The following is a 25,184-nucleotide window of genomic DNA, read 5'->3' on the forward strand; positions in this document are numbered from 1 at the left end:
ATTGTTGAAACAGTGCATTTTCGCAAGCGGGCTGCAGATTCAGAAGACCGCATGGCGCGATGCGTATCAGGGTTGGTAGGCCCAGATAACCAGGACATCCCCGTGCGCAAGACTTCAGCAGCACATGTAAGCATGATGACAAGCGATCTCGATCGCGTTCCTTTCAAGTTTGCAGGATTTACTGCCGACTCTTGGGCGTTTGCTTTAAGGATCTGGTTTGCGCTCGTTGTCGCGCTCTATGTGAGCTTTTGGCTGAACCTCGAAGCTCCATCGACCACCGCCCTGACCATTGCCGTCCTTGCGTTTCCCAGCCGCGGTCAAGCGGCCGAGAAGGCATTGTTTCGGATCATGGCAACTGGTGTCGGAGTGACTGCGGCCATCCTGATTACCGGCATCTTTGCGCAGAGCGGTGTTTTCATCCTCGTGGCTTTCGCCGCATGGATGGGGTTGTGCGTCTATTTGACCTCGCTGTTTGACGGCAATCGTGCCTATGCCGCGGCTCTTTGCGGCACGACGGTGGCGCTTATCGCTATGCCTCAGTTGGATAGCCCCCAAATGGTCTTCCAGGCTGGCATGGCCCGCGGAGCGGCGATCGCGATCGGCGTTCTGGCCGTAACGTTTGTTAACGATTTTTTTGCCGCCCCCGATTTCTATCCAAAGGTCGCGCGAGATCTGGCACGGCTAAATTCCAAAGTCGCAGCACTTGTCAAAACGGTCACAAGCGACGATTTTCCGTCCCCCATAGTAACGGCAACGCTACTGCACGACATCACTGCCCTTCGCCCGCAGATCGCCAGCCTTGCTCCGGAGTCGACCAATGGACATGCGCGCGCTGCGGCAGCACGTTCCGCAGTCGTAGAACTCGTTACGCTGCTCTTTCTGGCTCGCGCGACACAGGCGCTATGGATTACTCAGCCCGGCGACCCACAAGTTCGATTGGTTTCACCAGTTGATCGCCCTTTGCTAGAGAGTGATCTGCAATTTGCACACCATGCGGGTGTGTCTCCAGCTTTAATAGCTATGTGCCACGCTTGGTTGATGGAGAGGCTATCGCAAACCAGCGAGCGCCTACGTCAAAGCCTTTCTGCGCTTAACGCGAGCATATACCCTCCGCATCGCTGGCGTACGCCGCTATACCGTCTCCATGCCCTTGCCTTCGCCAGTGGCGTTCGCGCCGCACTCTCTTTTTTGCTTATCGCGCTTTTATTAACCGCTGCCGGTTGGCCGACGACAGCAAGTTGCCTGTCGCTTGTGGGTGTTTTGATAGGAATCAGTGCGACAACGCCCGATGTTCGTGCGTTCACCACTCTTGCAGCCGTTGCGGCGCCGGTTTCCTGTCTATTGGTCGGCATTCTTGAATTTGTGATCCTCGACGGCGTGACCGATTTTCCTCTGCTCGCAATAGGCATTGCACCATTCATCATAGGATCGGCCCTCCTGATATCGACCCCTAGCCTGATCTTATCCTCTCTCGGTCGAGCCAATCTCGTCTTCACCATTGCGGTGTTTGCACCAAGCAATCCTCAATCTTACAACCCGCAGACTTACTTGTTTACATCACTTTTCCTGTGCTTCGCGGCATTTGCTCTGTTCGTGACCCAATACATCGTGCGGCCCCTCACAGCCGGGGAACGCCGCGGCCTGCTGATCGACGCGGCTCGTAGGGATGTCGCTGAGACAGTGCTCATCGAGCGTCGGGGTCTTTCGCCCGAAGAGGCAATCTATCGCGATGCGTCACGAATCGGAATGATCGTCGCCGCGGGTGAACGGTCTGACGATCATAAACGGTCCGTGGACCAAGCATTGACCCTGATCGACCAAGCCGCAGTTCTACGCCTCTGCAATGAGCAACTTATCCTGACTGAAGGCGGCCGACACAATGGGTTTGTCAAAGAGGCTATCGCCGCTCTGCAAATGCGTGATCGTGACGCGGTTCTTTCGATAGCAACAAGGATGCGTGAAGCTCCTACCCACATTGCCGGTGAACTATACGCAATGTCTTCAACGCTCGTCCTTTTCTGGGCAATGAATGCAACTTCGCCTAGTGTTGGCGCAGATGCCTCGCAGGAGGCCTTGGGATGACGAAAACCTTCAACGAGTTCGTTGTGGGAGGCGTTTTTCTGGCTCCAGCAGTGTCATACATTGTTGTGACGGTACTTATCGTCCTCATGTTGCGGCCCATTCTGCATCGGATCCGCTTCTCTACGTACTTCAGCAACCCATCGATCGCCGAACTCAGCCTTTATATAGCTGTCTTTGGTCTGGTCGCGAACTGTTTCTAGGAGATGGATTATGGACGGTTCGGCGCCGCAAAACTCTGCGCTAGCAAGCGATGACCACGCCGCTTCCTCGATCGCGTCTAGCGCACCAGCCAAACGAGAGCTCATGACAATGGTTGGCAAGCGTGTCGCTACGATTGCGATCGCTGCTTTAGCGATTCTTATCGCGCTATTGACATGGCAAAGCTACGTTCTTTCGCCCTGGACGCGCAACGGCATCGTCCGTGTGCAGGTCGCAAGCATAGCGCCTCAGATATCGGGGCAGATCGTGGACATCCGCGTCGTCGATAACCAATTTGTACGGAAGGGAGAAGTCCTCTACGTCATCGACAAATTTGACTTTGAGGTCGCGATGCGCACGGCCAAGGCAACCTTGGATCAACGTGCCGCCGATCTTGAGTTGAGAAAGGTAGAACTCGAACGGCGCTTACGCCTCTCCGATCTGGCCACAACACCTGAAGAGCAACAGACCTACGCCAGCGCAGCAGCCCAATCAAAGGCAGCATTTGATGCTGCCCAGCAACAACTTGCGCAAGCGGAATTAAACCTCGCTCGGACTACGATTGTTAGCCCCGTCAATGGATATGTCACTAACTTGCTTCTGAGGGTCGGCGACTACGCCCCCGTCGGCGCAAGGAATCTCTCAATTGTGGACTCAGATAGCTTCTGGGTGGATGGCTATTTTGAAGAGACAAAGATGGGGCAGATTTGCATTGGCGACTACGCAGAGGTGAAATTGATGGGCTATGCAGACCCAATCGCGGGCCACGCGCGCACGATAACGCGCGGCATCAGCGTGTCGAACTCCGCAGCCGGATCGCAGGGATTGCCCACTGTTGACCCCATCTATACGTGGGTACGTCTTGCTCAACGGGTTCCAGTTCGTATCGCAATCGATAACGTGCCCTCTGGGATTGCCCTTGTCTCGGGCATGACTGCCACAATCACGATGCAGCCTCAGTCGAGCTCACATCCTTCTGACTTGCGTACAAGCATCGCCGATCGCCTTTACGATTTGCTTCATGGCTCGCCTACGCCGCGGCCCGGCTGTTTAAAGGCCGAAGCTCCGATTCCCCCATCCGAGTCGCTTGCCATACCCAAAGAGCCTCCGCCGCTCCCATCGCAGAAAATTCAACCGGACATCGCGCCGGGTATGACCCTATCTCCAAGCATTGATGCGCCTGCGCTTCCGCGCATTGACCCTCCGACGGCTCGTCCGCGCCATCAAGGTCAGCCACCTCGTCATCAGGACAATTGATTCTTTTTCTAAGGACATGAGCAAGCACATGACGCAGGGCCAGAGCATTGCGGTCGGGATGTCTGGACAACGAACGGTTGCCGTAACACCCGATATGACGATCAGACATTTCGTCGCCGGCATGCCAGCAGTATACTCAACTCCCATCATGATCTTACACATGGAAATGGCAGCCGGGTCAGCGATCTCTGCCGCCTTGCCTTCGGGGTTCGTGAGTGTCGGTATGGGCGTGAATGTTCGCCATCTTGCCGCAACGCCAATTGGGCGAAGCATAGTCGCAATTGCTCGCGTTGTTGACCTTACGGAGAAGACGGTCATGTTCGAGGTCGAGGCGTGGGATGGAGTTCGTAAGATAGGCGACGGCACACACAAGAGAGGGATTGTCGCCATCGCCGAGTTTGAAGCGCGCTTTGGCGTACACTCCTAAACATAGATCCGTACTGACCAGGTGCTACGCCAGCGCCAGGTCGATTCAGGATGTCACGTTAGTCTGCAGAGCGCGTCTGAATCCACGACCGCTATCGAATTCTATTTAGTGCATTCCGGAAAATCGTCGCTCAAATTGGAAGCGGCGAGAACGACCGCACGCGTATCGTTAATACGTCGGCCGCCGTTTTCTCGGCCGTATTTCACATTAGGAGCGAGACGATGTTCTCCCGGAGAGAGATCCTAACGGCCACTGCGGCTGCTGCTATGGCTGGTTCGAGCGCAAATGCTGCCACTTTTGGGAACCCGGATACACCGCCGCAAGGCGCAGTGAATGCTAAATCTCCTGGCAATCTGACCGATCCTGGTCCGAACAACCCAGACCTCGCCAAGCAATTCCCATCGATACAGTCGCCACCGCCCACTGATGTCGGCGGCCAGCCGCTTGATTGGGCTTCTTTTAACCTTGCGCCTAAGCGCATCCAAAATGGCGGCTGGGCTCGCCAGGTCACTGTCGCCGATTTTGCGATCTCTAATGAGATTTCGGGCGTCAACATGCGGCTTACCGCCGGCGGCATACGGGAACTGCATTGGCACCAGGCTGCGGAGTGGGCCATCATGACCTACGGGAATTGCCGCGTGACTGTGCTCGACTCCGATGGCCGACCATTTGTTGCCGACGTAAAGGAAGGGGATCTTTGGTATTTCCCTCCCGGCGCACCGCATTCGCTGCAAGGTCTGGGCCCCGATGGCTGCGAGTTTGTCATTTGCTTCGATGATGGCCATGCAAACGAGTTCAACACGCTTTTGCTAACGGACTGGATCGCCCATACACCGCCCGAGGTACTGGCAAAGAACTTCGCGGTCCCAGCAGAAGCATTTGCAAAGATTCCGCTCAACAATCTTTGGATTTTTCAAGGGACCGTTCCAGGCGATCTTGCTTCTGATCGCACAGCCATGTCCAAAAACGTCGCTGCTCCCCCAGTTCCATTCGTTTTTACGCTCGGAGCCTCGGCAGCATCAAAGGAGAACGCAGGCGGGAGCATTCGGGTCGCGGACAGCGCGAACTTCAAGGCCGCAACCAACGTCGCGGCGGCGTTGGTAACTGTGCGCCCGGGTGGAGTTCGAGAAATGCATTGGCATCCCAATGCAGATGAATGGCAATATTATATCAAGGGCAAAGCGCGTATGACGGTATTCAACACCGGACCTAACGCAACGACAACTAATTTTTCAGCCGGCGACATTGGCTATGTAAAGCGCAATCTCGGGCATTACGTTGAAAATATCGGCGACACCGATCTACAGTTCGTCGGCGTATTTCGGGCGTCGCGGTACCAGGAGGTCTCACTCTCGAATTGGTTGACCCATACGCCGCCGAAGCTAGTCGCACAGCATCTGAACATTGATGAGAGCATCATCGCAAAGTGGCCGGACAGCAGTCCCGGAACGATGCCGCGCTCCTGATCCACCGGCGTATGCGCCCGCGTGAGAACGCTGTATGGCCGTCTCCCTCGTTTGCGGGCGGCCGCAGTGCCGCCCCGCGTCAAATCTCGTCAGTGCTTGCAGGTGGCCTCACGTTACGAAGTCATGACATGAACCCAGTACTAATACCTGCTGCGGCCTTAGTGACAGTGACCGCGATCGGCATCCTCAGCCTCCGTCGTTTCTCCGACGGAATACGGTTGTCGTTCGACTTGGTCACTTTCGCGTCCATTAGCCTATATTTCTTCTACAACGGTATCTCTCCCTTCTTCCCGCCCCCTTCTTCCTCATTTAGCAATGCTGAAATGTGGATGCGTGCCATAGGAGGCTCTTGGTGGCTTCTGGGCGCGCGAATCATTGTCGCGCTATTGCGGGTCGGATCTCACCTCGATGGTCGCGCTGGCCATACAACACTATTTTCAGATCTTTTCGGGGCTGTCATTTACATCTGTACGACACTTGTCATCCTGAATTCAGTATTCTCTCTTCCTGTCACAGGTCTACTAGCAACTTCTGGCGTGCTCGCCATCGTACTTGGCCTTGCGCTTCAGAACACCCTTGCCGACGTCTTCGCCGGGATGGCTGTAAGTGTCGAAAAGCCATTTGACGTGGGCGATCGGATTCAGATCGATAACAAGATCGAGGGCCACGTGGCGCAGATGAACTGGCGCTCCATACGGCTTCAGACGGATGGAGACGATATTGCGATCATTCCAAACAGTCAGATCGCAAAAGCCGAGATCGTCAATCGAAGCTTCCCGGGACACCGTCGTGCCGCTTCGATTTTTCTCGGATGGCCCGCCCTAGTCAACCCGGAGCGCGTGATCGAGACGCTACGCCAGGCGATATTACTCTGTCCTGATATTTTAAGAGAGCCCGAACCAACAGCGTTCCTGTCAAGGCTTGGCGCAACGCGTAACAATTATACGGTTTCATTCTTTGTCGAAAACACTAGCCGCCTCGGACCTACGAAGGACGCCCTCCTCAGGAACATACGCCGTCAGCTTTATTACGCGGAGCTGCTCGACGATGCGCAGCATCCACGAATTGGCGACATGGCAGACATGTACGCGTTCGGCCAGAAACTATTAGCAGATCTTATACTGCTCGAATGTCTGTCAACTGAGCATTTGAGATACCTGTCCGAACGGCTTGAAGTTCGACGACTTGAGCCGGGCGAAATGCTTTTTGTTCAAGGCAATATGGACGCCAGTCTTTACGTTGTTGCGACTGGTGTTCTGGAATTTTCAGTGTCCGAGCATCCGAACCCGGTCCGCATTATCGGCCGGATAGGAGCCGGCGAATATGTCGGCGAACTCGGTCTTCTCACCGGTGAAGCTCACTCATCGACTGCCACGGCGTTAACTTACTGCACGATTTATCATTTTCCGATAACGGCAATCGCGCCGCTGCTCGAAAAGAACCCTGAGCTCGCGGGGGCATTCGATAAATCACTAAGGCATGGATTGGATAGTCTCCGGAGGCGTACAGCGCCTACTACTTCTAGTACCGCGATAGCAGATGAGGGCTTTCTGCCGCGCATCAAGCACTTCTTCCAAGCTCATTTGCTTCAGGCAGCTCGAACAGATGCGCCGAGACCGAACCAATCTAAAAATGATTATTCAACTACGTAGGTAGAAGGAATCAAAGAATGACAAGCAGGGCTCTGATTGCGATTGTGTCGCCTCTATCCGTCATTCTGGTGATCGGCCTTCCATCCTACCCAGCCATCGCGCAATCGAACTCTGGCTCCTTTTCTGGCATGGCAGGCTCGTGGTCTGGATCGGGCATGATTTCGTTGGCTGATGGCTCTAGCGAGCGGATCCGTTGCCGTGCGAACTATATCGTGGGCAGCGTGCAGCATGGCTTGCGGCAGAGTCTGCGTTGCGCGAGCGATAGCTACAAGTTTGAACTTGCCAGCGACGTTGTCAGTGACGGGCAGCGTATTTCCGGGTCTTGGAGCGAGACAACCCGTGGCATAAGTGGCGGTCTTCAGGGTCGTCTAGCCGGCCCGCACATGACGGTTGCGGCGGACGCGCCTGGCTTTTCCGCAAATATCTCGTTGGCGACGCACGGCAACCGTCAGTCGATCTCAATTTCATCTGCCGGCGACATTCGCAACGTCTCGATCTCTATGGTTCGTCATTGACGGATGTATGCTAATTACATCCAATCGCTGCTAGTTCGTCGGTAACGAAGTCTGCGACCGCATGGTCGTCGGCAGCCGTCCAGCGTCATGCTGAGCAGCCACGGATGATATGTCGGTGCGCGCGGCTATCAGATAAGGCACGACAACCAGTCCAAGTCCGCCTATCAGATTCCCGAATGTCACCAACGCCAAGTTGCGAACTGCACCCCCGACGGACACAGTAGGATTATCGACCAATAAGCCGAGACTCAGTGCCGTCATATTGGCCACTGAGTGCTCAAAGCCCGAGGTCACGAAAGCCGCCAGTGCCCACGCCAACGCAATGCACTTGGCGGCATCGCCCTCGACTCGGGCCGCTGTCCAAATGGCGAGGCATACCAGCCAGTTGCACAATGCTCCCCGCGCAAGAAGCGCCAACGCGCTTGAATCGACCTTATGTGCGACGTAGCTGTGAAGCAGCTCCGCGCTCCCTGCAAAGACTCCGCCCCCGCCGCCTGCGACGAACAATGCCACGAGAATAAGTGCACCCGCTAAATTGCCGCACCAGACGAGGGCCAACAATCGCAAAGCATCAGCACTCTTTATTTGACCTCGCGCGACGCCAAAGCCCGTATACATGACGTAGCCGGTGAACAGCTCGGCCCCAGCAAAAACGGTCAGGATTAGCCCTATTCCAAAGACGGCTCCCATGACTAGCGGGCGATCGGATACGGGCATAATTGCCGCCGCGCTTAGTGCGAGGATCATGGCAATCCCAATATATGCCCCCGCCATCATCGCTCCGACAATGAAGCCAAACGGTCGCTGTCGCGCTCCGTCCGCCTTCTCTCGCGCAATTTCGGCGAAATGGATGATTGAGGGTTCGTACATGATCGGATCTCCAGCATAAGATTGAACGATCATAACGCATCAAGTGGATCTCTCTTTCGCCGTGGAGCCGGTCTTTCAGTATTGCACGGAGGAAGGCAACGGCGGTTCGATCTGTACGCTTGGATGCGTATCGAGTTCATCGAGGAGACTTCTAGCCGCCTTGACCCCTCGGGTCGTGAAGCCTTCAGTAATCCTGACATAAACTGGCGCCAGCACATCGCGGGCTTCTTGAACTTTGCCCTGCCGCATTCTTAGCCTTGCCAAACTAGTGGCAGAGCGGAGCTCCCAGCCCAGTGCAGATTGGTTCTTCGCCAGTTTAAGCGATTCCACCAGGCACCGCTCAGCTTCAACCACATCACTATCTGGCGCGGCTAGGAGCACATCAGCCTTAATTCGAAGGACCTCGGGCATCACGCATAAGGCCTCGATGCTCGCTTGATTAATCGTCGCCAATGCCTCCTTGTATTTGCCGATTCCGGCCAATGCCTCGGCCATCGGCAAATTCAGGTCGGCATACGGTCGAAAGTTTTGCCGACGCATGTCGCTTATCGCAGATCTCAACAGCGCGAATCCTTCGTCTAGCGCCCCCTTTGCCATCAGCACGACGCCCTTTGCTGCGTCACCGATTGTCTTGTAGGGACCGAGCATATGCTTATCAGCGTCAGCTCGCAGTCTATCGATGTATTCTTCGCAACTTTGAGGTTCCTGATTCCACACGAAGGTTGTGAAACCCCACACAATGGCCATCGACAGCTTTGCTGGATGGCCGACAGCGACGACGTCAGATAGAGCCTGCTTCGCCAGTTGAACTGATTGATCCGGATATCCTTGCAGCCAAAGCACACGTGACAAGGTGAGCCGAGCGCGGCTCGGATAATCAAAATTCAATTGATCATGGCTGACCGATCGAGCTTGCCATAATTGGGCCAGGGCCGACTCGACACTAGAGCGGGCTGACCCGGTCTCCCCTGCTAGATGCAAGGAGGCGCCCACGGCGATCTGCATGTGTGCGATTTGCGATGTATCACCGCCATCCATAGCAATAGCTAGAGCGCGCTGCGCGTACCCCAATCCCTCAGTGTATTTTCCTTTTCTGAGGTGAAACACGTGAAGCCGCTCCAACAATCGCACTTGATCCGCGGTGCTATTGATCAACTCCGCAGTGCTCAACGCCTTCGAGAGACAAGATAAAACCTCATCGGAATTTCCTTGAGTGTGCATCAGCGCCAATCCAAGCGCGGCGTGCAAAGACAAATCATGCTGTTTGCTAAGCTGACCCGGTATCTGCTGGTGCAGCGCGCGCCGAGCCCACACCTGACATTCCGACAGCAACGCCAACTCTAGAAGCATCGGCATTGATGCAGCAGCTAGCGCTACCCCCGTTACAACGCTGCCACTCTCACTGAAGCACCAGGCGAGCGCGGCGCGTACGTTTCCGATCTGGTCAGCAATGGCTGTGAAACTTTGTGCATGATCTTCATTATTCAGGCTATTGCTCGTCCGTTCAAGCAACTCGGTAAAATACAACGCATGACGATGTGCGATCGTATTTTCCTCCCCTGCGGCACTGAGCTGCTCAGCAGCATACGTGCGCGTCGCGTCTAGTAGACGGTAGCGTATTGAACCGCGCTCCGACGTGGCACTCAGTAGCGATTTCACCACAAGGCCACCCAACGTCGAGGCGAAAGGCATCTCGCCGTCCCCAGTGGCAGCTGCAACTCTATTGGCTGCCTCAAGCGTGAAGGTGCCGGAGAATGCCGACAAGCGGCGAAACCAGACGCGCTCTTCTTCTGAGAGGAGCTTGTAGCTCCAGTCGAGAGTCGCGCGGAGCGTTTGATGTCGCGGCGTCGCTTGCTGAGCCTTGCCACCCGGAAAATCGAGACGCTCACTGAGGAGCCCAAATGTTTCCTGTAGGCCGGCGACCGCCGAACGGCTGGACGCCAGTTCTATCGCCAGAGCTATTCCATCTAACCGGTAGCAGATTTCGCCAACAAGATGCGCATTTGCATCATTGAGCCTGAACCGGCCATCGGTGGCTGCTGCGCGTTCAACGAAAAGTTGAACCGCGGGAAACGCGAGTGCCTGTGACGCCGTCAACGACGCTTGCTCTGGTGGAGTTTCAAGAGGTAGCAAACGATGAACGTGCTCGCCCTCTACCCGCAAAGGCTCACGGCTCGTGGCGAGGACAAATAGATCGGGCACTTCCCGCCAGATGCGTTCCGCCAGTAACGCTGCGGCATCAATTACATGTTCGCAGCAGTCAAGTATGAGCAATGTGCGCTTGCCGCGGAGATAGGCTACGAGGCCATCGACTGGGTCCGCCGCTAACCCGAAAAGTCCAAGCGTCGACGCAATGACGTTGGGGACGAGAATGGGATCGCTGAGCGACCCGAGGTCGATAAAGTAAACCGCACCTGCAAATTCCGCGAGCAGTTCATACCCTGTGGCGATGGCAACTGTAGTCTTGCCGATGCCGCCTGGGCCAACCAATGTGACGAAACGGGTGTCAATCAGTTGATCTGAGAGGTCTCGAACTGAATCGTCACGGCCAACGATCCTGACCCGACGAGCCGGCAACTTGTGGAGATTGCCCACATCGCTCGGCCGGTTCTGCGGCACGGGCGGATAGGAGATCTCCATGGCAAGGCAGTAGCCTTGCCCCGATACCGTAACCACATATCTGGAGCCGTCTTCCCCGTCCCCAAGCGCCTTTCGCAGGGCTGCCACATAGACCCTTAGGCGGGCCTCGTCGGCGGGCGCGCCCGGCCAAACTCTGTCGATGAGCTCATATTTCCCGACGACTGTACCGGCTCTTTCAACGAGTAAAATGAGAATATCGACGGCGCGAGCGGGTATCTGAACGGGAAGTCCGTCCTTTTCCACCCGACGCGCCGCTAGATCTAGACGAAAGGGACCAAACGTCGCGACTGGCAGCGTGGCGAGATTGGGGGGAGTTCGCGGTGCCGCAACTCGTGCGCTCTGATCCATATTTTCATTCACTGCATAGACCAACTGATCGCACAGATTCAAAGCGATTGCAGACGAATGCAACGCCTTGTCATTCAGTGAGGTAACCCCTTACAACTTAATACTGAGCGGGCAAATCTGCTAAAGCAACACAAACGGACCCTGTCCATACTTCGTTCCGTTTTTTCAATTCGCACGAATTGGACGTGGAGATTCGAGAACAAAACGCGTCATACGTGTAGGATAAACGGCGGCAGACCACGGATGTAATATCATGTTGCGCCGCACTTTTCTGGCTAGTTTAGGCGCGACCGGGCTATGCGGTGCGGTTTCTTCGCCTGCTATTGTTCGCGGGTCTGGCGATGCGCCACTAAAGTTCGGCGTGCTTACGGATATGAATGGGTCGTTTGCAGATAGCAGCGGAGCAGGCTCGGTGCTGGCTGCCCAAATGGCCATTGAGGAATGTGGTGGTTCTGCACTGGGCAGGCCTGTGCAATTGGTTTTCGCCGATCACCAGAACAAGCCAGACCTTGGCGGTAACATCGCGCGCGAATGGTACGATCAGAATGGCGTCGATGTCATCCTCGATGTGCCCGTTTCTTCGGTTTGCATGGTGGTCCAAACGTTTGCCCGCGACCGCAACAAGATGTTCATTACGTCTTCAGGTGGCTCTGCAGATCTGAGCGGAAGATTGTGCTCGCCAAACTTTATTCAGTGGACATATACGACCTACGCACTAGCTAACGTTGCCGCGAAGGCCATGCTTCGCCGCTCGGGTGATCGCTGGTTCTTTATCGTCGCTGACTATGCTTTTGGTCGCGCATTAGAGCGCGACGTAACTGACGTCATCATAAAGGAAGGCGGCAGATCCCTCGGACACGCCCTTTACCCGAGCAATACGATGGACTTTAGCTCTCATCTTTTGCAGGCCAAGGCGTCGGGTGCGAACACGATCGCGTTGGCAAACGCAGGATACGATACGCAGAACGCCATCAAGCAAGCCCACGAATTTGGCCTCCTTGGCGGGAACCAGAAACTCATCGCCCTTCTTATCGACGTGAACGATATCGTAAGCGTCGGCCTTCCGCACGCTCAGGGTCTACTCGCGACGATTGGGTTCTATTGGGACATGGACCAACGTGCACGTGAATTTTCAGGGCGATACGCTGCTAAAATGGGTAAGCCCCCAAGCATGATGCAAGCCGGTGTGTATTCGGCGACGATGCATTACATGAGATCTGTTCAATCTCAGAGCACCAAAGCCCCTGAAGAGGTCGTCAACGACTTGCGCGGGAGACGCCTCGATGATGCGTTCGCACGCAATGGCAGGCTTCGGGCCGACAACCTCATGGTGCATGATATGTACCTCGCGGAAGTGAAGCATCCCGGTCAAAGCACTCGTCGCCATGATGTGTTTAATGTTCTGGCTACGGTAGCGGCAGATGACGCGTTTCCATCGTTGGAGCGCAGCGCTTGTCCGATGCTCGCAAACAGATGATCGTCAGCTTCACCAATCTCTGTAATAAGAACAGTTGTCCTTAATCGGAAAGAAGCTTGGTTGGGGAAGGACCGAACCCGTTTTCCTGATAAATGACTTCGCCTGCTCCCGCACGTACGTAATGCGGTGACCCGGCCGGTACGACAAAAAAAGCGTTCTGACCTACGAGCGTCTCATTGGCGCCGTCGACTTTAGTACCACGGCCTGCATAGAGTTTTCCGGACAAAACGGTAATCATCCGCGTGTCGGGATGTGTATGGATCTTCAGTTGAGCACCGTCTGCCATCTTGACGCGTAGAGTGTAGATGCCTTCTTTATCAGCGCCGCCATACAGAGCGGACACCTGAACGCCATCGGCTAGTGGAAAGGCTCGCCATTTGACCGCGTCTGGTTCGATAAAGCCGCCCTCGGCATTAACAATCGTCGGTGAGACGGCCACGCCAAATAGCGCGACAGCGAGAATGGCATAGCTCTTCATGGGCTTTCTCCCTTGGTTTCTTTGTCTTCATGGCTATCTCGCAGGCAGAGGCGGCGCAAGGCAGCACCCAAAACACGATGAAACGCTCATCGAGGTTAGTACCTATTTCTTAATCCTGCCCTTCGCGTACTTCCCCGAGGTTTTCAATGCATTCGCCTGCGCTCGAAATGCTGCCGCGAGATTTCGCATTTGCTCCGCATGCTCACCGTTAACTGAGCGGCGTGCGAGCGCCTCAGCTTTCTCGGCTTGCTTCCGCAACGATTTTGACGGCTTCATGTGAAACGTTATGCCGCAGCTCCGAAGAATGTTCTAGACCTTCCTCCCTTGTATGAATTTCGAAATCGAATGACGCGAAGTGATCATTGATTGATTCGCCGAGCCATTTTCTTCTCATTCCTACCGGCGGGCCACACCATCTCTGTCACTGGCTGTCCTTCCTGTTGAGGTAGTACGCCTGTCGTTATCCATCACTTCCAGACAACCCGCACTCAATTCCGTCCTGTGTTTGCGCATACAAGCGGTAATTTCAGGAATGTTCGGAATAGCAGAGCTGCAGAGGCGGAATGCATCCTCCATGCACATCTGCTGAGCTTCAGACGCGAAGGCTTGACAGCGAGAGATCAGCAGTTCGGATGTGTCGATAACTAACAGAAATATTGCGCTGCAAAGAATGACGCTGCCAGTTTGGGCTCTCCGCATACATTCTCCATTCAGTTCGCAGGTTCGCGCTTCCAATCGCCGAACTCTTCGGTCGAGGAGTGGGAGCTAAGAGCACACAGGTCGTTGCAAATAGATCATTCCATTGTGACCGGTTATTCCATGTCGAACGTGATATTCTGTATTCGAACGATGAACGTCAGTTTTGGAAATTAATCGAACGAAGCGCGCTGAACCTCCTAAATACCTTCCCGTTCATTTGCGAGAGCGAGGCCGGCCGGCCGGTTTCCGCTCCCAGGCATTGGGAAGCTCTCTTCGAGACGCGTGATAGCGGGCCGCTCTGTGCTCCCAACTTATTTCATTTTAGCGCGGCATCTCGAGGAGGGTCGAGCGACCCTTGCTCTCGACAAGCATAGCAATTCGTCCAACAGAATGGATGTGTATAAAGCAGAATCGTGGGAAGAGTTTTCGTGCAATTATGGAAACGAGAAATCCGGCCGATAGCTTCCCTGGCGATGTTATCGTAATCAACGGCCCATGTTCAGACCGCGGAGCGCCACATGGCGCCGAACCGCATCCGAACTCGAGGCGCAGGTCAGATGAAGCGGATGTTATTCCCTCGCATTACAAAGGGGGCCATAGTTGTCTTTTTGATAGCGCTTTTTCCGGCGCATACATTCATTCCTTCCAATGCGCTTGCATCTAGCGAAATGGCCGACCCTTCAGCTGCTCGGACCGCCACAGCGCCTGGCAGGATCGAAATTGGCGAAGAAGTCCAAGCTTTTAAAAAAGCTAAATTATCCGTAGCCGACGCCATCAGAATTATCGAGGCCCGCTCCAGTGGAGCAAAGGTGGTGGATATCGGCTTCGATGCGAGCGCACAGCAGCCAGGCTACGTCGTGAAATCCCTTCACCGAAATCATATGCGGCAGGCAACGGTCGATGCAGTAACTGGGGAAATTCTTCGTCAGCAACGCCCGATACACGTCTCGAAGCTAAGTCGCGACGACAAAGCGGAACTCGCAAGCTTTCACAGATCCGCGATAGGCCTTTCTGAGTCTGTTCCTATCGCCGAGAGCTACGGGAAGGGCAAGGCAGTCAGTGCGGGACTAAGCATCGAAGACGGAAGGTTCCTTTTCCTGATCGTCGTGGTTGGCGATGATGGACTGAGGCTGATATCAATCGATCCGATTGAAGGCAGGAAAAATCGCTGAGCCGAGGACAAGCGTTTGCTTCAAAGCCGTTCAGCACAGTTTTTGTCGTCTATTGTAAATCGTGGAACATAAGGCGCCTTGAAACGATCTGCGACGGCGCATTGCAGTACAGACACCTCTCCTCCTGTTAACAGGAAGTCCTTATATCTTATTAGGAGCGCTGTTAACGGGGGGACCTCGTAGTGCGCCGCTATGCCGCTTTCTTGGGTTTGGCTTTCGGTTGAGGTTGCAGATCAACCCGGCATCCATGCTGCGGTCCGAGCTTCTTCAGGACCCCACTCCACATGCGCGGGGATGCGATCACCGTTACTGACGTGCCCTCTTGCTGACGGAAGCCGGTATTGCGGCCGACAGCCTGGTTAATCAGTGCGGTATAGTGCTGAAGGATTACGTCATCCAAGCCGAGCCACTGCCCGAGCACATTGAGTTTCGCGTATTCAGCAGGATTGAGCATCGTCAGAATGACCACGATGTCATTCGACTGCATGTCATTGGCGCCTTTGGCGGCCTGGAATGAATAGCACCGCTCGATCCCACCAACACGATTGGCGATCACCACCGCATTTGTATTTTCCCGAACCAAACGTTTGGCCAGTCCTTCGATTTCTCGAGCTGATGCGCCACTATCCAGCATCAGCGGGACCTTGATCGGGTACATTCCCGGGACATCATCTAAATCCTGGCGGAAGAGATATCGGTCGCTCTTCTCGTAAACAGCCTGCAGCACAGTACCGACGAGCCGCTCAGTCGTGAGAAAGCTGATCTGAGCCTGATCCTTGAACAGCCACGATCGGACTCCGAGGTAATACCGATCACCGTGGGCTTTCTTATAGATTGCTCCTGCCGTGTGCTCGACACCAAACGGGATCTTATCGAAATCAACCTTCACTTCTTCGAGTTTATCGAGGTCGATATACATTGCGGCATTGTACTCATCGAAGGTTGATGGGCACCTATCGAACTTCTCCCTATTCTGGAAGATCTGATACCGTTCACGACGAGGAAGATTGCGCCAGTTGGGATACTGTGCATGCACGTCGCGCAAGTGGTCGAAGAGTTTTTCGGGAAGAACATCCACGATTTCGTCAATCTCCAGCTCGTCATGAACGATCCGAAGGAATTTGAACTGGGACCTCAAGCCTTCGCAGTCTTGGTTTCGATTGAGCGGATCGAAGTCCGCATGATGCCAGACCCGAGTGAGATGAGAATTCGGCCAGCTCTGCAACATCGAGTGGGTTGTCATGATGACGGTTGAACCACCATTAAACTGCGCCTCCGACCACATTGACTTTCGGACACGCTCTAATTCCGAGAAGACATCAGGTTGGTCCGTTAGAATCTGCGCCATCACTCCATGAGGTGAGCCATCTGCAAAATGATGTTTTTGAATGGGCTGGGCCCGAACAGTCCGACATGCATCCTCGTAATGGTTCCAGAATGACCTGAGAACAAACGCACCGCGCCCGTGTCCTCCGGCCCGCCGCAGATATTCCGCACGCTTCTCTTCGGCCTGTGCGATGCTCCGAAATGCGAACACTGGAAATGCCTGAACGTCATCTTTTCGATCCATCGCCTCATCGAGAGCTTCGTTTGCAAGAATGTCGAAGTGGCCGGTCGTCTTGCCTGCACCTTCAACTGAGATGAGGAGAGAATCACCGTAGCGCCGGGACACATCACGACTCGGGATAAAGTGCCGGGCTAATTGCACGCCATGACGGAGACTTCGGCGAACATTGATCTTTTGACATACCAGTTCGCTCCCGTTGCTGGTCCTGCGCATCTGGCGCTGGATCTGTGCTGCCATCTCATCGGGGAGCAGCCCATTCTCGGCCGGCAGCTTCCCTTTCCATCGCGTTGGTGGGACTGGCGGTGACCCGTCGGAGAAGGGCCGGTCACTGCCAGACGCCAGACGGTGTCTAAGCAAAAGATCTTCGACCGTCTCCTGTGCCGAGAGACCGCCGGGCAAATAGAAATCAACCCCGAATGACTGGACACCTTGCAGCAGTATCCGCCTGTTCGCACCACGCACCACGCTCGACGGATTTCGATCAGCATCGCCGTTCTTAAAATAAATCGACCATTCTCCACCAACATTTGCGATCTTTTCTGGCCTCGGAAACTCTCCGAATTCCTCGCGGCATGCCTCACACAGTTCTTCAAGAAGCTGCCCCTCAATTGATGTCGAGAGGCTCGCACTCGATAGTTTGGATTTGGGTGCCCTTCTCGGAATGGCGCTGACCGAAAACTCTGGCGCAACGAGCCAGCCCGTGCTTCCACGAGGAGCACGACTCAGAATGTCTTCCCGAAGGACCAATTGAGGGACGACCGAGCCAGCGGGAATCCCAAGAACTTTCGATACCTCTTCATGCTTGCGCCAACCGAATCCGAAACGTCGCCACTGCGTCGGACTACGCAGAGCCCGATCAACTGGGAACGATGGCCGAACGGCTGACTCAAAAAGGACCGCGCAGTGGTCCCATAGCCGGTGATGCACCGCTTCCATGACCGCCGAATGCTCCAGTGTCTTCTCAAGTCGTTCATGCCAAAGCGCATCATAGGGCGCTGCACGAATGTGTTTGGTGTCGAACAGAAGGTGGATGTGCAGCGATCGACCGCCGCTGTAAACGACGGAGTAACCGCGGTATTCGCTGCTTCGACGGAGGAGCTTGTCAAACCTTCCAAATGGTCCGCCGCGACGAATCCAACTCAGCATTTCCTCAAACTGATCCAGGTTTTGTGGATCGAACTCCAAGGTAATCACTTGATGTCCAGGATTTGTTAGCCGGTGCCTAGCATCCAGAACGTCTTCGAGAGGCGTATTCGGCGTCGGTAGCACTAGAGCGTTCGTAAAGAATTGTATGTCAGCGCCGTTTGCGGGAATGACGGCAGGAACCCGGCTGTTGATGTTATCGGTCAGCTTCTTTGCGACAAGAATACTATCCGCCAGCGGCAGATAGTAGCCGCGCTGGGCATCCAACTGCAGCGCGATCAACTTCTCATTGGTGACGGTCGCACGACTTCCACCGGTCGCGCGGGATGCAGTTCGCTGGCATGCTTCGAGCTGGTTACGTGCTAATTTTGAAAGACGGATGGACTTAAAATCGAACATACGATTAAGCACGCATTCTGGGCCCAACCGTTACTCTGCGGCTTCTGCCGACACTTCAAGCTCTTCGGAGCATCGACACTCCACCTCAATACTTCCCTCGATCTGCTTCAGTTGTCGCTCGACATCCGCGGCCGTCATGAGGTTAATAACAACCTCTGGGTGAAGGTAATAACCTTCATCTTCCGTTGCTGCATACCGAAGCGTCGCAGCCCTGATGTCGTCCATTGTCAAGTTCTGCGGTATATTAATTTGATACCTTTCGCCATTCCACTTCAGGAAACCGAGGAGAGCCATCACGGCCAAATCATGCATAATGGTGCTGCGGAAGACATTGATTACAACAGCGCCCCCGCGGGAACGCACCAAATCCATCACTTCCAGCGCAGAAATCTGGAATGAGATGTACTGAGCTGCTTGAATCGATCCAAGAGCAGTCTGGACGTCTGCATCTTCATCAAGCATTGCAAAAAATGCGAGATCAGCATCCGCAGCGGCATTCAGGAACCCGGCGAATGGGCGAGCCGATCCGGTCGGTGGCCCCTCAATCAACATATAGCAAGCGCCGTTGTATTCACCGGCGATCAGGCGGTTAACTTCGCCGCGCTCATCCTGCGACCGCGTCCCAGCAACCGGCGCGCTGCCATGCGATGTCGCCCTCCACAGGAGCCGGCACCACTCTCCTGCCTTGTCCGATTGCAGCGCGGCCAGCGGCACACTTCCGTTGGCGGCGAGTTGCGCGCGACAATTGCGGATCGCCATCTGCAATGTCTCAAGCCTTACGCAGCTTGGCACGCTCGGCTCATAGTAATCCGCTTTCTGGCGCATCAAGCCGACCTCAACCAGAATGAATAGTCCTTTGGCGAGTGCCGAATTGATACTAATTCCACGATACACCTCGCCACGGCAATGCCCGGTGAGGTGATATTCGAGATCCATGAAGTCAATGCCGCTCTGCCGTATAAAGTCTTGGCAATCGCCCGAAAGCTCTGGGATCATCACCTCACAAATCAATTTAAGCATTGCACGAAAATCGGGTGCAGTTGACGCACAACGTCTCAACGTCTTGACCACGATTTTAGCCGGTTGCGATGGGGATGCATCGATCACCTTGAAATCGGTGGGCAGCGGATGATCCTCAGGCAACAATTGAATTTCACCAATACTCAACTCTGCAACTAATTGCTCCGCCGCCCTTTCACTGTGCGAGTCCTGTCCTCGAATTACGATTGTGCGATCGCTATACGCGCGGATCGTAACGCCCCCCTTTGTTACATATTCGATAACGGTCGCGCCTTTGAAGAAAGTGCCCCCCGGCAACGCCGCTCCGATTATCTTCCTGAAGTTCGTGCCGAGATACCTGAATTTGATCTGCTGCTCACTCACGATTGATCTCCGTTATAATCCCGTTTTGGCCAGCCGACGCTAGTTCACTAGTGTCTATGCGCAATTTCTAGCAACCAGTTGTCTTATAATCTCGGCGCCTGCGCGCTGCTCTTGTTGCACTCAGCCAGTATTTCGCTTTAGTTTCGCTACTTCTGAGACTGACCGCCGGACTTGCCGCAGATGACGCATTTGCGTTTTTCGAAATTCGCGCTGACTCATCATCATGACGACGGGACTATCGGGGTTCTCCGCCGCATCTTCTTCGGCCTCCCGCAACGCGTGCAACGTCGCCTCGACGTCACCGACGTTAAGGTTGCTAGTGTTGTTGATCACCCAGAAACCGTTCGCTGGCCTAAAGAATTGCTGTAGTGCAAGCACAAAAAACGCGGGAGCCGACACATCGTTGTCTGTAATAGCGACAACACACTCGCTTGTGCATAGACGATCGATGACTGCGTCTAGTGCGGCGCATACGTCCAGGTTGCGCTTATCTCCGTATCGCACAAGTGTAGGATCCTGCCTTGCGATGCTCCGAGTAATTTCAGAAAGGGCATAAGCACATCCGCGAAGATGCACGGGAACGTTACCTTGAAGAGATCCACGATGAGCAGCGATGGGAATAATATTTCGCCGCTCTACAGTAACTTCGCATTTCGGCGACTTGGACCGCTTCTTCGCCAACGACGCTCGATCTTTGACGAGCTTACGTTCATGATCTTTGATATTCGCCATGCGGGATTCTCTTTGTTCTTAAAAACGGTGGCTAGCTCGGTTGAGCTGCTCATGGCGGCATCATCGCTGCTGCGAGAGCCTCGGTGTCCGAACTCGGACAATCATTTCCGAATCCGCCACGCGGACCGATCTCAGTCGGAAACCGGGGGCTAGTTGGGCTCTGGATCCGCTCGCTCGGAATTTATCGCCAGCCGCGCTCGATCGGCAAAATGCTGCGGGTATTGACGCAGTGGATAGACCGCTCGCGTGAGCGTAGTTGATTTATGATAGACGCCAACACACCTTCCAGAACGGAAAGCCCAGCAATCTTTGATGCGGCAATATCTGAATGATCTAGGCCGGAAATGACGACTGATTTACCCAGCTCGCACGACATCTGTTTTCACTAGTCACAAATTAGAAACAGATTGACCGGGCACCGGCGCGTTTTGCGCCGGTGTCTCAGCTATTTTCTCCCTCTATGACTTAACTCCCTCGATAGCTTCAGCATTTGCCTCATAAGCGCTATCGAGATGTTTCTTGATTGTTGCTTCATCCAACCGTAGGCCGATCAGTTCACAAGAGTTCTTGACCTTTGATACAACAGATCGGGGAATTTTCTTGTATCCATATTTTTCCATTGCCATGGCAATCATAATTTTCCTTGCCGCATTCAGGAGATTGACTTCGTCCGAGGCCCTGATTTTCTTTGATGGATTTAACGCCGCGATCAGCTCTGGAAAGATATTCACCTTTTGCTTATCCGCCCACGCCAGAAGTTCCGTTGGAGCGACGATCGCACCGAACTTCCGTTCGACGCGTGCGCGAAGACAAAAGTAGTCGCGCCGCAGATCATCGGAAAAGTACTCGCGGAATTCCGGGGACACGAGCTTAGGATCGGTCCCCAGCAAAAGCGCCGTTGCCTCATCAACGTTCCAAGATTCGTATTGCGCGTATTCTGTGTAGATCAATTGCCGGCGATCCGCTTGGGCTCCAAACAATGATTTCCATTTTTCACGGGCCACTTTGTCCTGTTCGACCACCACATTGAAGCTGTGCTCGGGGTCGATGTTGCGTTTAATCTGCATATTGATATCCCTTTTGTTGTAAGCTGACGTGCAAGCGAGGGGCGCTTTGGTATTAGGCGTCGCTTCGCCTCACGGAGAAGCGTTTATGCGCGCAACTGCGCTCTGTGAAAAAGGCCCACAGATGGCTGGCGAGGGAGTTCAGTAAAACAACCACCTTATGCGGCAACATCAGGCGCTGCTCTCCAGGAGAGATAGCCCTCATGGCTTCATTCGGGGGGGGGGGGCCGACGACCGGCTAGTCGCCAGCCGATGCAGATACATATTCCACCCTCCGATGGGATAGACCGGAGCAGAAGTCATTCCATGCTCTCCATCAACCTGCCGCTGGTGGGTACATCCGATGACGAGCGCTGCTTTGGCCCCAACTTCTTCTGCGCCCAATCCCACAAATCTGCACGCTCGTAGAGAACCCTACGGCCCGCCTTGCGGTATGAAGGACCTCCGCCCACGGTGGCCCACTTGGCGAGCGTCCGAGGCTTCGTCGGCAAACCGATTACGTTCGAGAGATAATGTGCAGCTTCTTTGCGTGTCAGCAGCCGATTCGCATCAGTCATGATACGACTCCCAAGCCACCGGGGGAGAAGCGCGACGGCCTGATGGGCTGCTAGGAATTCCGGGACTGCGCTTTACTAGCCCCGGACGTGAACAGGCCGCATCGCCCCTTGGCACCCCCACCGACGCGCATGGGCTCAGTTTTTCCTGTGCCTGTGGGTCGGCGACAGCACGTGTTCCAGGGGAGTCTTTGTGTCCCGACGGCAATCCAACCGCCCAGCGAGCACTAACGTGCTTACGGCATTGAGGCGCTTCAAACCGAGAGACGGATTCGCCGCAGGCGCGCAAATATACTGGCGTCCACGCGGAAGAAATATGGCACTGAATTTTTGGCATACGAAATCCTCGATCGGCCGATCAACCGAGGAAGACTAGACAGAACCATTTCCGTCATCCGCCTCTTAACCGGTGGCCAGCCTGGTTAAGTTCCGGATTCCGCCAGGCCTGATCGCCAGATCGCAGCTTTTCGCAAAAGTGATTGTCATCGTACGCCTTGTTATACCCATAAACGGGCCGACGCTCCCCGAGATGGGGTCCCGCAGCGACGTCTGCAAGTCGGCAAGGGCGGACCGAACAGGCGCCCGTGCTTACCCATGTTTACTTGAGTTAGCCGCGGCAAAAAATCATGCCGCGGGCCGCGCGCTGCCCCCCATCGTATGGTCGATGTGACGGGAAATCTGATCGGCTGCGGCAAGCAGGGCCGTATCGATTTTGTGAATGTAACCTTCGGTCACGCTGGATCGAGCGTGCCCGACTAGCGCTTTTATCGTTGGCAAGGAGAAACCAAGGTCCTCTGCTGTCGAGCTGAAAGAGTGCCGAAGCCCATGACACGTTATCCCTGGGACCTCCTTCGCCGAAATCTTCTGCAACCACCGGGTCAGACCGGTGTGGTGTTTGGCGTCCGTTGTAATGGCCGGAAAGACATACTTGGACTTCGATTTGGCCGACGCCGCCACGAGCAGGGTGATGACGACTGATCCCACCGGGCGAATGCTCTTACCGGTCTTGGTATTGCCCAGGCGCAGGGCCATTCCTAACGAATCAACTTGCGTCTTTAGCAACCCTTCAATCTCGTCCAAGCGACAGCCTGTCAAAGTTGCAGCCCTGCTGGCCATTACCCGCTGCCAATGTTCACCATCAGTCTCGGCGACCGCCAAGCAACGACCCAGCTTTTTATAGCCAGCGTCGTCCAGTCGCCATTCGCGGGTCCCATCTTTCGGTCGCACAACCCCATTGATGGGGTTGTCGGACCGGTAACCCTCACTAACGGCATAGCTGAAAATGCCTCCGAGCAGCCCCATTGTACGGGCCGCCGTGCCCTTTCCGCCCTTTACGATTGCTCGGCCGCGGAGCTTCGTTTTGACGTCAGCTGCTGACTTCCCGCCGATGACATCACGCAAGAATCGCCCAGCGTCAGATGTCGTAAAGTCCTTAACGGTCCTCTTGCCAATAAGTGGATTAATGTGGCGAGCAATCCGACCTTTGTCCGTGTAAAGGGTTGAAGAGCTCTTCGCCTCCCCCCGTCGGGTCAAAATCAAGCCCTTTTCGGCCTTGTCCATGTACTCGGTCGCAAGCTCCTCGATCGTCATCGCACCGCGAGCGAGCTTCCGGCTTTCTGCTGGATCCTGGCCCTTCACCACATCGGCGAGCGCCAGCTTCGCCGCTTTTCGGGCTTCCTCGACGGTCACGACGCCGTACCTACCGAGGGTCAGTCGCCGGCTCCGGCCATTGGCGTTCCGATATTGAACGATGAACGATTTGGCCCCCGTGGATTTGGCCCGCAGGCCGAAGCCAGGCATCTCGTCATCCCAGACGAATACATCCGAGCTAACAGCGGCCACCGCATCCGCAATCCGCTTCGTGAGCTTGACCATCACTTCTCCCGGGTAAGCACTGGGTAAGCAGCAGCCGGTAACTCGAGGAAACAATCAGAAAGACCGCTGCCTTCTAAATCTGTTGTAATTACCTTAATTTAAGCCAACGGTAACTCCAAGAGATTTTGGGTAAGCACCAGGAAATACCCCACCGTTGCCCTCCGAAGGCAAAGGTCACACGTTCGAATCGTGTCGGGTGCGCCAGATCTTGCCGCGCCGCGCTAGGCGGCCTTTGCGGGGGCAAGCCCAACGGATTGCGCCTCAGAGCTTTGCCTCCGTTAAGCCGTTCGACCATCAGCACGCAGCGTCTCGTCGATGACATAATCGACCATCGCGTCCTGCAGATGATATTTGCGAACATGCTCGCGCAGATCCAGTGCCATCTGGCGCAGATGCGGCTTGTCGCTCAGTCCGCGCTCGATCACGGCCGACAGACTGCCCGGGGTTACGTCGTACAACAGAACATGCTCGTGTTCTCGAACGGGCGCGTGACGCTCGACCGTCGGATAGTTGAGAACCGGCACCGTCAGGCATTGCGCCGCCTCGGCGGTTCGATAGCACTCCCAGCTATAGCCCGACGGCGACCAGGCCAGCCATGCGCTGGAAAGCCGCCGCAGGAACTCGTCATGCGGTAGCCTCTCATGCGGAATATCGACCTTGAGACCCTTGCTTCTCAACGCCTCGAGTTCTGAAAGACCGACACGGCGCACCCACGAATTTTCCGCAACCTCGCCAACGAAAAACACGTCAGATGTCTTTTCCGGAGGTTCGCTATCGGTATCGACCCTTGTTGCAGGAAGCGAAATGGGGCGGATCTTCGCCAGACGTTCGTTCCAGCGCCGATTGCGCCGTATGCGCCGCGTCGGAAGTGCCGGATGGGCCGAGTGGCAGAGAATGTGCCACCGATCGACGGGAAGCTCGCGTTTAAAAGCCGCGGTAGCCTTGTCGAGCAGAAAAAAGTTATGCGAGCCGACGATGAAGGCGTCGTTCATATCCAGAACGGCGATCGGCACGGGAGGCTTCACGAATCGTAGCCAGGAGACGCCGAACACTCTTGTCATCGCGGAGAGCGGGCGAAGCGGCTGCCGGAAGAAAGCGCGTAGCCAGTAGCGCGGATGCCACGCCGGGCGTAGTGGCATATAGACGATGATCAGGTTGTATTTCCCGCGTCGCGCCTCACGCATCG

Annotated in this window: 19 protein-coding genes and 1 tRNA gene; 10 read left to right on the forward strand and 10 right to left on the reverse strand. The window is 55.1% G+C overall.

The window, feature by feature from the left end:
* Nucleotides 1-102: 102 nt before the first annotated feature.
* From AB8B20_RS19225 to AB8B20_RS19255, 7 genes are all read left to right on the forward strand, one after another.
* The gene (locus tag AB8B20_RS19225; RefSeq protein ID WP_439074286.1) at nucleotides 103-2,082 is read left to right on the forward strand and encodes an FUSC family protein; all 1,980 of its coding nucleotides are present in this window, start codon (nucleotides 103-105) and stop codon (nucleotides 2,080-2,082) included.
* The gene (locus AB8B20_RS19230; RefSeq protein WP_439074285.1) at nucleotides 2,079-2,282 is read left to right on the forward strand and encodes a DUF1656 domain-containing protein; all 204 of its coding nucleotides are present in this window, start codon (nucleotides 2,079-2,081) and stop codon (nucleotides 2,280-2,282) included. The genes AB8B20_RS19225 and AB8B20_RS19230 overlap by 4 nt, the downstream gene beginning before the upstream one ends.
* 103 nt (nucleotides 2,283-2,385) lie before the next feature.
* Nucleotides 2,386-3,537, forward strand: coding sequence for an efflux RND transporter periplasmic adaptor subunit (locus AB8B20_RS19235; protein WP_439074284.1), 1,152 nt, complete (start codon nucleotides 2,386-2,388; stop codon nucleotides 3,535-3,537).
* 28 nt (nucleotides 3,538-3,565) lie between these two features.
* The gene (locus AB8B20_RS19240) at nucleotides 3,566-3,964 is read left to right on the forward strand and encodes a thioesterase family protein (protein WP_439074283.1); all 399 of its coding nucleotides are present in this window, start codon (nucleotides 3,566-3,568) and stop codon (nucleotides 3,962-3,964) included.
* 221 nt (nucleotides 3,965-4,185) lie between these two features.
* Nucleotides 4,186-5,430, forward strand: a complete 1,245-nt coding sequence (locus AB8B20_RS19245) for an oxalate decarboxylase family bicupin (RefSeq protein ID WP_439074282.1) — start codon at nucleotides 4,186-4,188, stop codon at nucleotides 5,428-5,430.
* 128 nt (nucleotides 5,431-5,558) lie between these two features.
* Nucleotides 5,559-7,082 (forward strand): mechanosensitive ion channel domain-containing protein, encoded by a 1,524-nt coding sequence (locus AB8B20_RS19250; protein ID WP_439074281.1) that lies wholly within the window; start codon nucleotides 5,559-5,561, stop codon nucleotides 7,080-7,082.
* Between the two features lie 17 nt (nucleotides 7,083-7,099).
* Complete coding sequence (locus AB8B20_RS19255; RefSeq protein WP_439074280.1) at nucleotides 7,100-7,597, forward strand: hypothetical protein; 498 nt, start codon at nucleotides 7,100-7,102, stop codon at nucleotides 7,595-7,597.
* A 30-nt stretch (nucleotides 7,598-7,627) separates the two neighbouring features.
* Here AB8B20_RS19255 and AB8B20_RS19260 read toward each other — a convergent pair whose 3' ends face one another.
* Nucleotides 7,628-8,467 (reverse strand): formate/nitrite transporter family protein, encoded by an 840-nt coding sequence (locus tag AB8B20_RS19260; RefSeq protein WP_439074279.1) that lies wholly within the window; start codon nucleotides 8,465-8,467, stop codon nucleotides 7,628-7,630.
* 75 nt (nucleotides 8,468-8,542) lie between these two features.
* Nucleotides 8,543-11,518 (reverse strand): winged helix-turn-helix domain-containing protein, encoded by a 2,976-nt coding sequence (locus tag AB8B20_RS19265; protein ID WP_439074278.1) that lies wholly within the window; start codon nucleotides 11,516-11,518, stop codon nucleotides 8,543-8,545.
* A gap of 190 nt (nucleotides 11,519-11,708) precedes the next feature.
* On the opposite strand from AB8B20_RS19265, the gene AB8B20_RS19270 reads away from it, so the two are divergent.
* On the forward strand, nucleotides 11,709-12,932 hold the full coding sequence (locus AB8B20_RS19270; protein WP_439074277.1) for an ABC transporter substrate-binding protein: 1,224 nt from the start codon (nucleotides 11,709-11,711) through the stop codon (nucleotides 12,930-12,932).
* Nucleotides 12,933-12,972: 40 nt separating this feature from the next.
* Here the strand turns inward: AB8B20_RS19270 and AB8B20_RS19275 are convergent, their stop codons facing one another.
* Nucleotides 12,973-13,410, reverse strand: a complete 438-nt coding sequence (locus AB8B20_RS19275; RefSeq protein ID WP_439074276.1) for a cupin domain-containing protein — start codon at nucleotides 13,408-13,410, stop codon at nucleotides 12,973-12,975.
* A gap of 1,217 nt (nucleotides 13,411-14,627) precedes the next feature.
* On the opposite strand from AB8B20_RS19275, the gene AB8B20_RS19280 reads away from it, so the two are divergent.
* Complete coding sequence (locus tag AB8B20_RS19280) at nucleotides 14,628-15,281, forward strand: PepSY domain-containing protein (protein ID WP_439074275.1); 654 nt, start codon at nucleotides 14,628-14,630, stop codon at nucleotides 15,279-15,281.
* A gap of 190 nt (nucleotides 15,282-15,471) precedes the next feature.
* Here the strand turns inward: AB8B20_RS19280 and AB8B20_RS19285 are convergent, their stop codons facing one another.
* The 6 genes from AB8B20_RS19285 to AB8B20_RS19310 all read right to left on the reverse strand — a co-directional run bounded on the left by AB8B20_RS19285 (nucleotide 15,472) and on the right by AB8B20_RS19310 (nucleotide 23,998).
* Nucleotides 15,472-18,390 (reverse strand): hypothetical protein, encoded by a 2,919-nt coding sequence (locus tag AB8B20_RS19285; RefSeq protein ID WP_439074274.1) that lies wholly within the window; start codon nucleotides 18,388-18,390, stop codon nucleotides 15,472-15,474.
* A 30-nt stretch (nucleotides 18,391-18,420) separates the two neighbouring features.
* Nucleotides 18,421-19,773 (reverse strand): hypothetical protein, encoded by a 1,353-nt coding sequence (locus tag AB8B20_RS19290; protein WP_439074273.1) that lies wholly within the window; start codon nucleotides 19,771-19,773, stop codon nucleotides 18,421-18,423.
* 120 nt (nucleotides 19,774-19,893) lie between these two features.
* Nucleotides 19,894-20,505, reverse strand: a complete 612-nt coding sequence (locus tag AB8B20_RS19295) for a hypothetical protein (protein ID WP_439074272.1) — start codon at nucleotides 20,503-20,505, stop codon at nucleotides 19,894-19,896.
* A gap of 458 nt (nucleotides 20,506-20,963) precedes the next feature.
* A complete protein-coding gene (locus tag AB8B20_RS19300) occupies nucleotides 20,964-21,572 on the reverse strand; it encodes a hypothetical protein (protein WP_439074271.1) in 609 nt (202 codons plus the stop codon).
* Between the two features lie 296 nt (nucleotides 21,573-21,868).
* The gene (locus AB8B20_RS19305) at nucleotides 21,869-22,126 is read right to left on the reverse strand and encodes a hypothetical protein (protein WP_439074270.1); all 258 of its coding nucleotides are present in this window, start codon (nucleotides 22,124-22,126) and stop codon (nucleotides 21,869-21,871) included.
* A gap of 621 nt (nucleotides 22,127-22,747) precedes the next feature.
* The gene (locus tag AB8B20_RS19310; RefSeq protein WP_439074269.1) at nucleotides 22,748-23,998 is read right to left on the reverse strand and encodes a tyrosine-type recombinase/integrase; all 1,251 of its coding nucleotides are present in this window, start codon (nucleotides 23,996-23,998) and stop codon (nucleotides 22,748-22,750) included.
* 133 nt (nucleotides 23,999-24,131) lie between these two features.
* On the opposite strand from AB8B20_RS19310, the gene AB8B20_RS19315 reads away from it, so the two are divergent.
* Nucleotides 24,132-24,202: transfer RNA gene (locus AB8B20_RS19315), tRNA-Ser, on the forward strand.
* 74 nt (nucleotides 24,203-24,276) lie between these two features.
* On the opposite strand, the gene AB8B20_RS19320 is transcribed toward AB8B20_RS19315, so the two are convergent.
* Nucleotides 24,277-25,182 (reverse strand): glycosyltransferase family 1 protein, encoded by a 906-nt coding sequence (locus AB8B20_RS19320; protein WP_439074268.1) that lies wholly within the window; start codon nucleotides 25,180-25,182, stop codon nucleotides 24,277-24,279.
* Between the last annotated feature and the right edge of the window lie 2 nt (nucleotides 25,183-25,184).

It is taken from the genome of Tardiphaga sp. 866_E4_N1_4 (assembly GCF_052076075.1).
GTDB lineage: Bacteria > Pseudomonadota > Alphaproteobacteria > Rhizobiales > Xanthobacteraceae > Tardiphaga > Tardiphaga robiniae.

Bases quoted from the DNA above. Each gene is read 5' to 3' on its own strand.
- AB8B20_RS19285 (WP_439074274.1), bottom strand. From the start codon at position 18,390: ATGTTCGATTTTAAGTCCATCCGTCTTTCAAAATTAGCACGTAACCAG.
- AB8B20_RS19255 (WP_439074280.1), top strand. From the start codon at position 7,100: ATGACAAGCAGGGCTCTGATTGCGATTGTGTCGCCTCTATCCGTCATT.
- AB8B20_RS19270 (WP_439074277.1), top strand. From the start codon at position 11,709: ATGTTGCGCCGCACTTTTCTGGCTAGTTTAGGCGCGACCGGGCTATGC.
- AB8B20_RS19275 (WP_439074276.1), bottom strand. From the start codon at position 13,410: ATGAAGAGCTATGCCATTCTCGCTGTCGCGCTATTTGGCGTGGCCGTC.
- AB8B20_RS19245 (WP_439074282.1), top strand. From the start codon at position 4,186: ATGTTCTCCCGGAGAGAGATCCTAACGGCCACTGCGGCTGCTGCTATG.
- AB8B20_RS19320 (WP_439074268.1), bottom strand. From the start codon at position 25,182: ATGCGTGAGGCGCGACGCGGGAAATACAACCTGATCATCGTCTATATG.
- AB8B20_RS19295 (WP_439074272.1), bottom strand. From the start codon at position 20,505: ATGGCGAATATCAAAGATCATGAACGTAAGCTCGTCAAAGATCGAGCG.
- AB8B20_RS19235 (WP_439074284.1), top strand. From the start codon at position 2,386: ATGACAATGGTTGGCAAGCGTGTCGCTACGATTGCGATCGCTGCTTTA.
- AB8B20_RS19240 (WP_439074283.1), top strand. From the start codon at position 3,566: ATGACGCAGGGCCAGAGCATTGCGGTCGGGATGTCTGGACAACGAACG.
- AB8B20_RS19305 (WP_439074270.1), bottom strand. From the start codon at position 22,126: ATGACTGATGCGAATCGGCTGCTGACACGCAAAGAAGCTGCACATTAT.
- AB8B20_RS19250 (WP_439074281.1), top strand. From the start codon at position 5,559: ATGAACCCAGTACTAATACCTGCTGCGGCCTTAGTGACAGTGACCGCG.
- AB8B20_RS19300 (WP_439074271.1), bottom strand. From the start codon at position 21,572: ATGCAGATTAAACGCAACATCGACCCCGAGCACAGCTTCAATGTGGTG.
- AB8B20_RS19280 (WP_439074275.1), top strand. From the start codon at position 14,628: ATGGCGCCGAACCGCATCCGAACTCGAGGCGCAGGTCAGATGAAGCGG.
- AB8B20_RS19310 (WP_439074269.1), bottom strand. From the start codon at position 23,998: ATGGTCAAGCTCACGAAGCGGATTGCGGATGCGGTGGCCGCTGTTAGC.
- AB8B20_RS19260 (WP_439074279.1), bottom strand. From the start codon at position 8,467: ATGTACGAACCCTCAATCATCCATTTCGCCGAAATTGCGCGAGAGAAG.
- AB8B20_RS19230 (WP_439074285.1), top strand. From the start codon at position 2,079: ATGACGAAAACCTTCAACGAGTTCGTTGTGGGAGGCGTTTTTCTGGCT.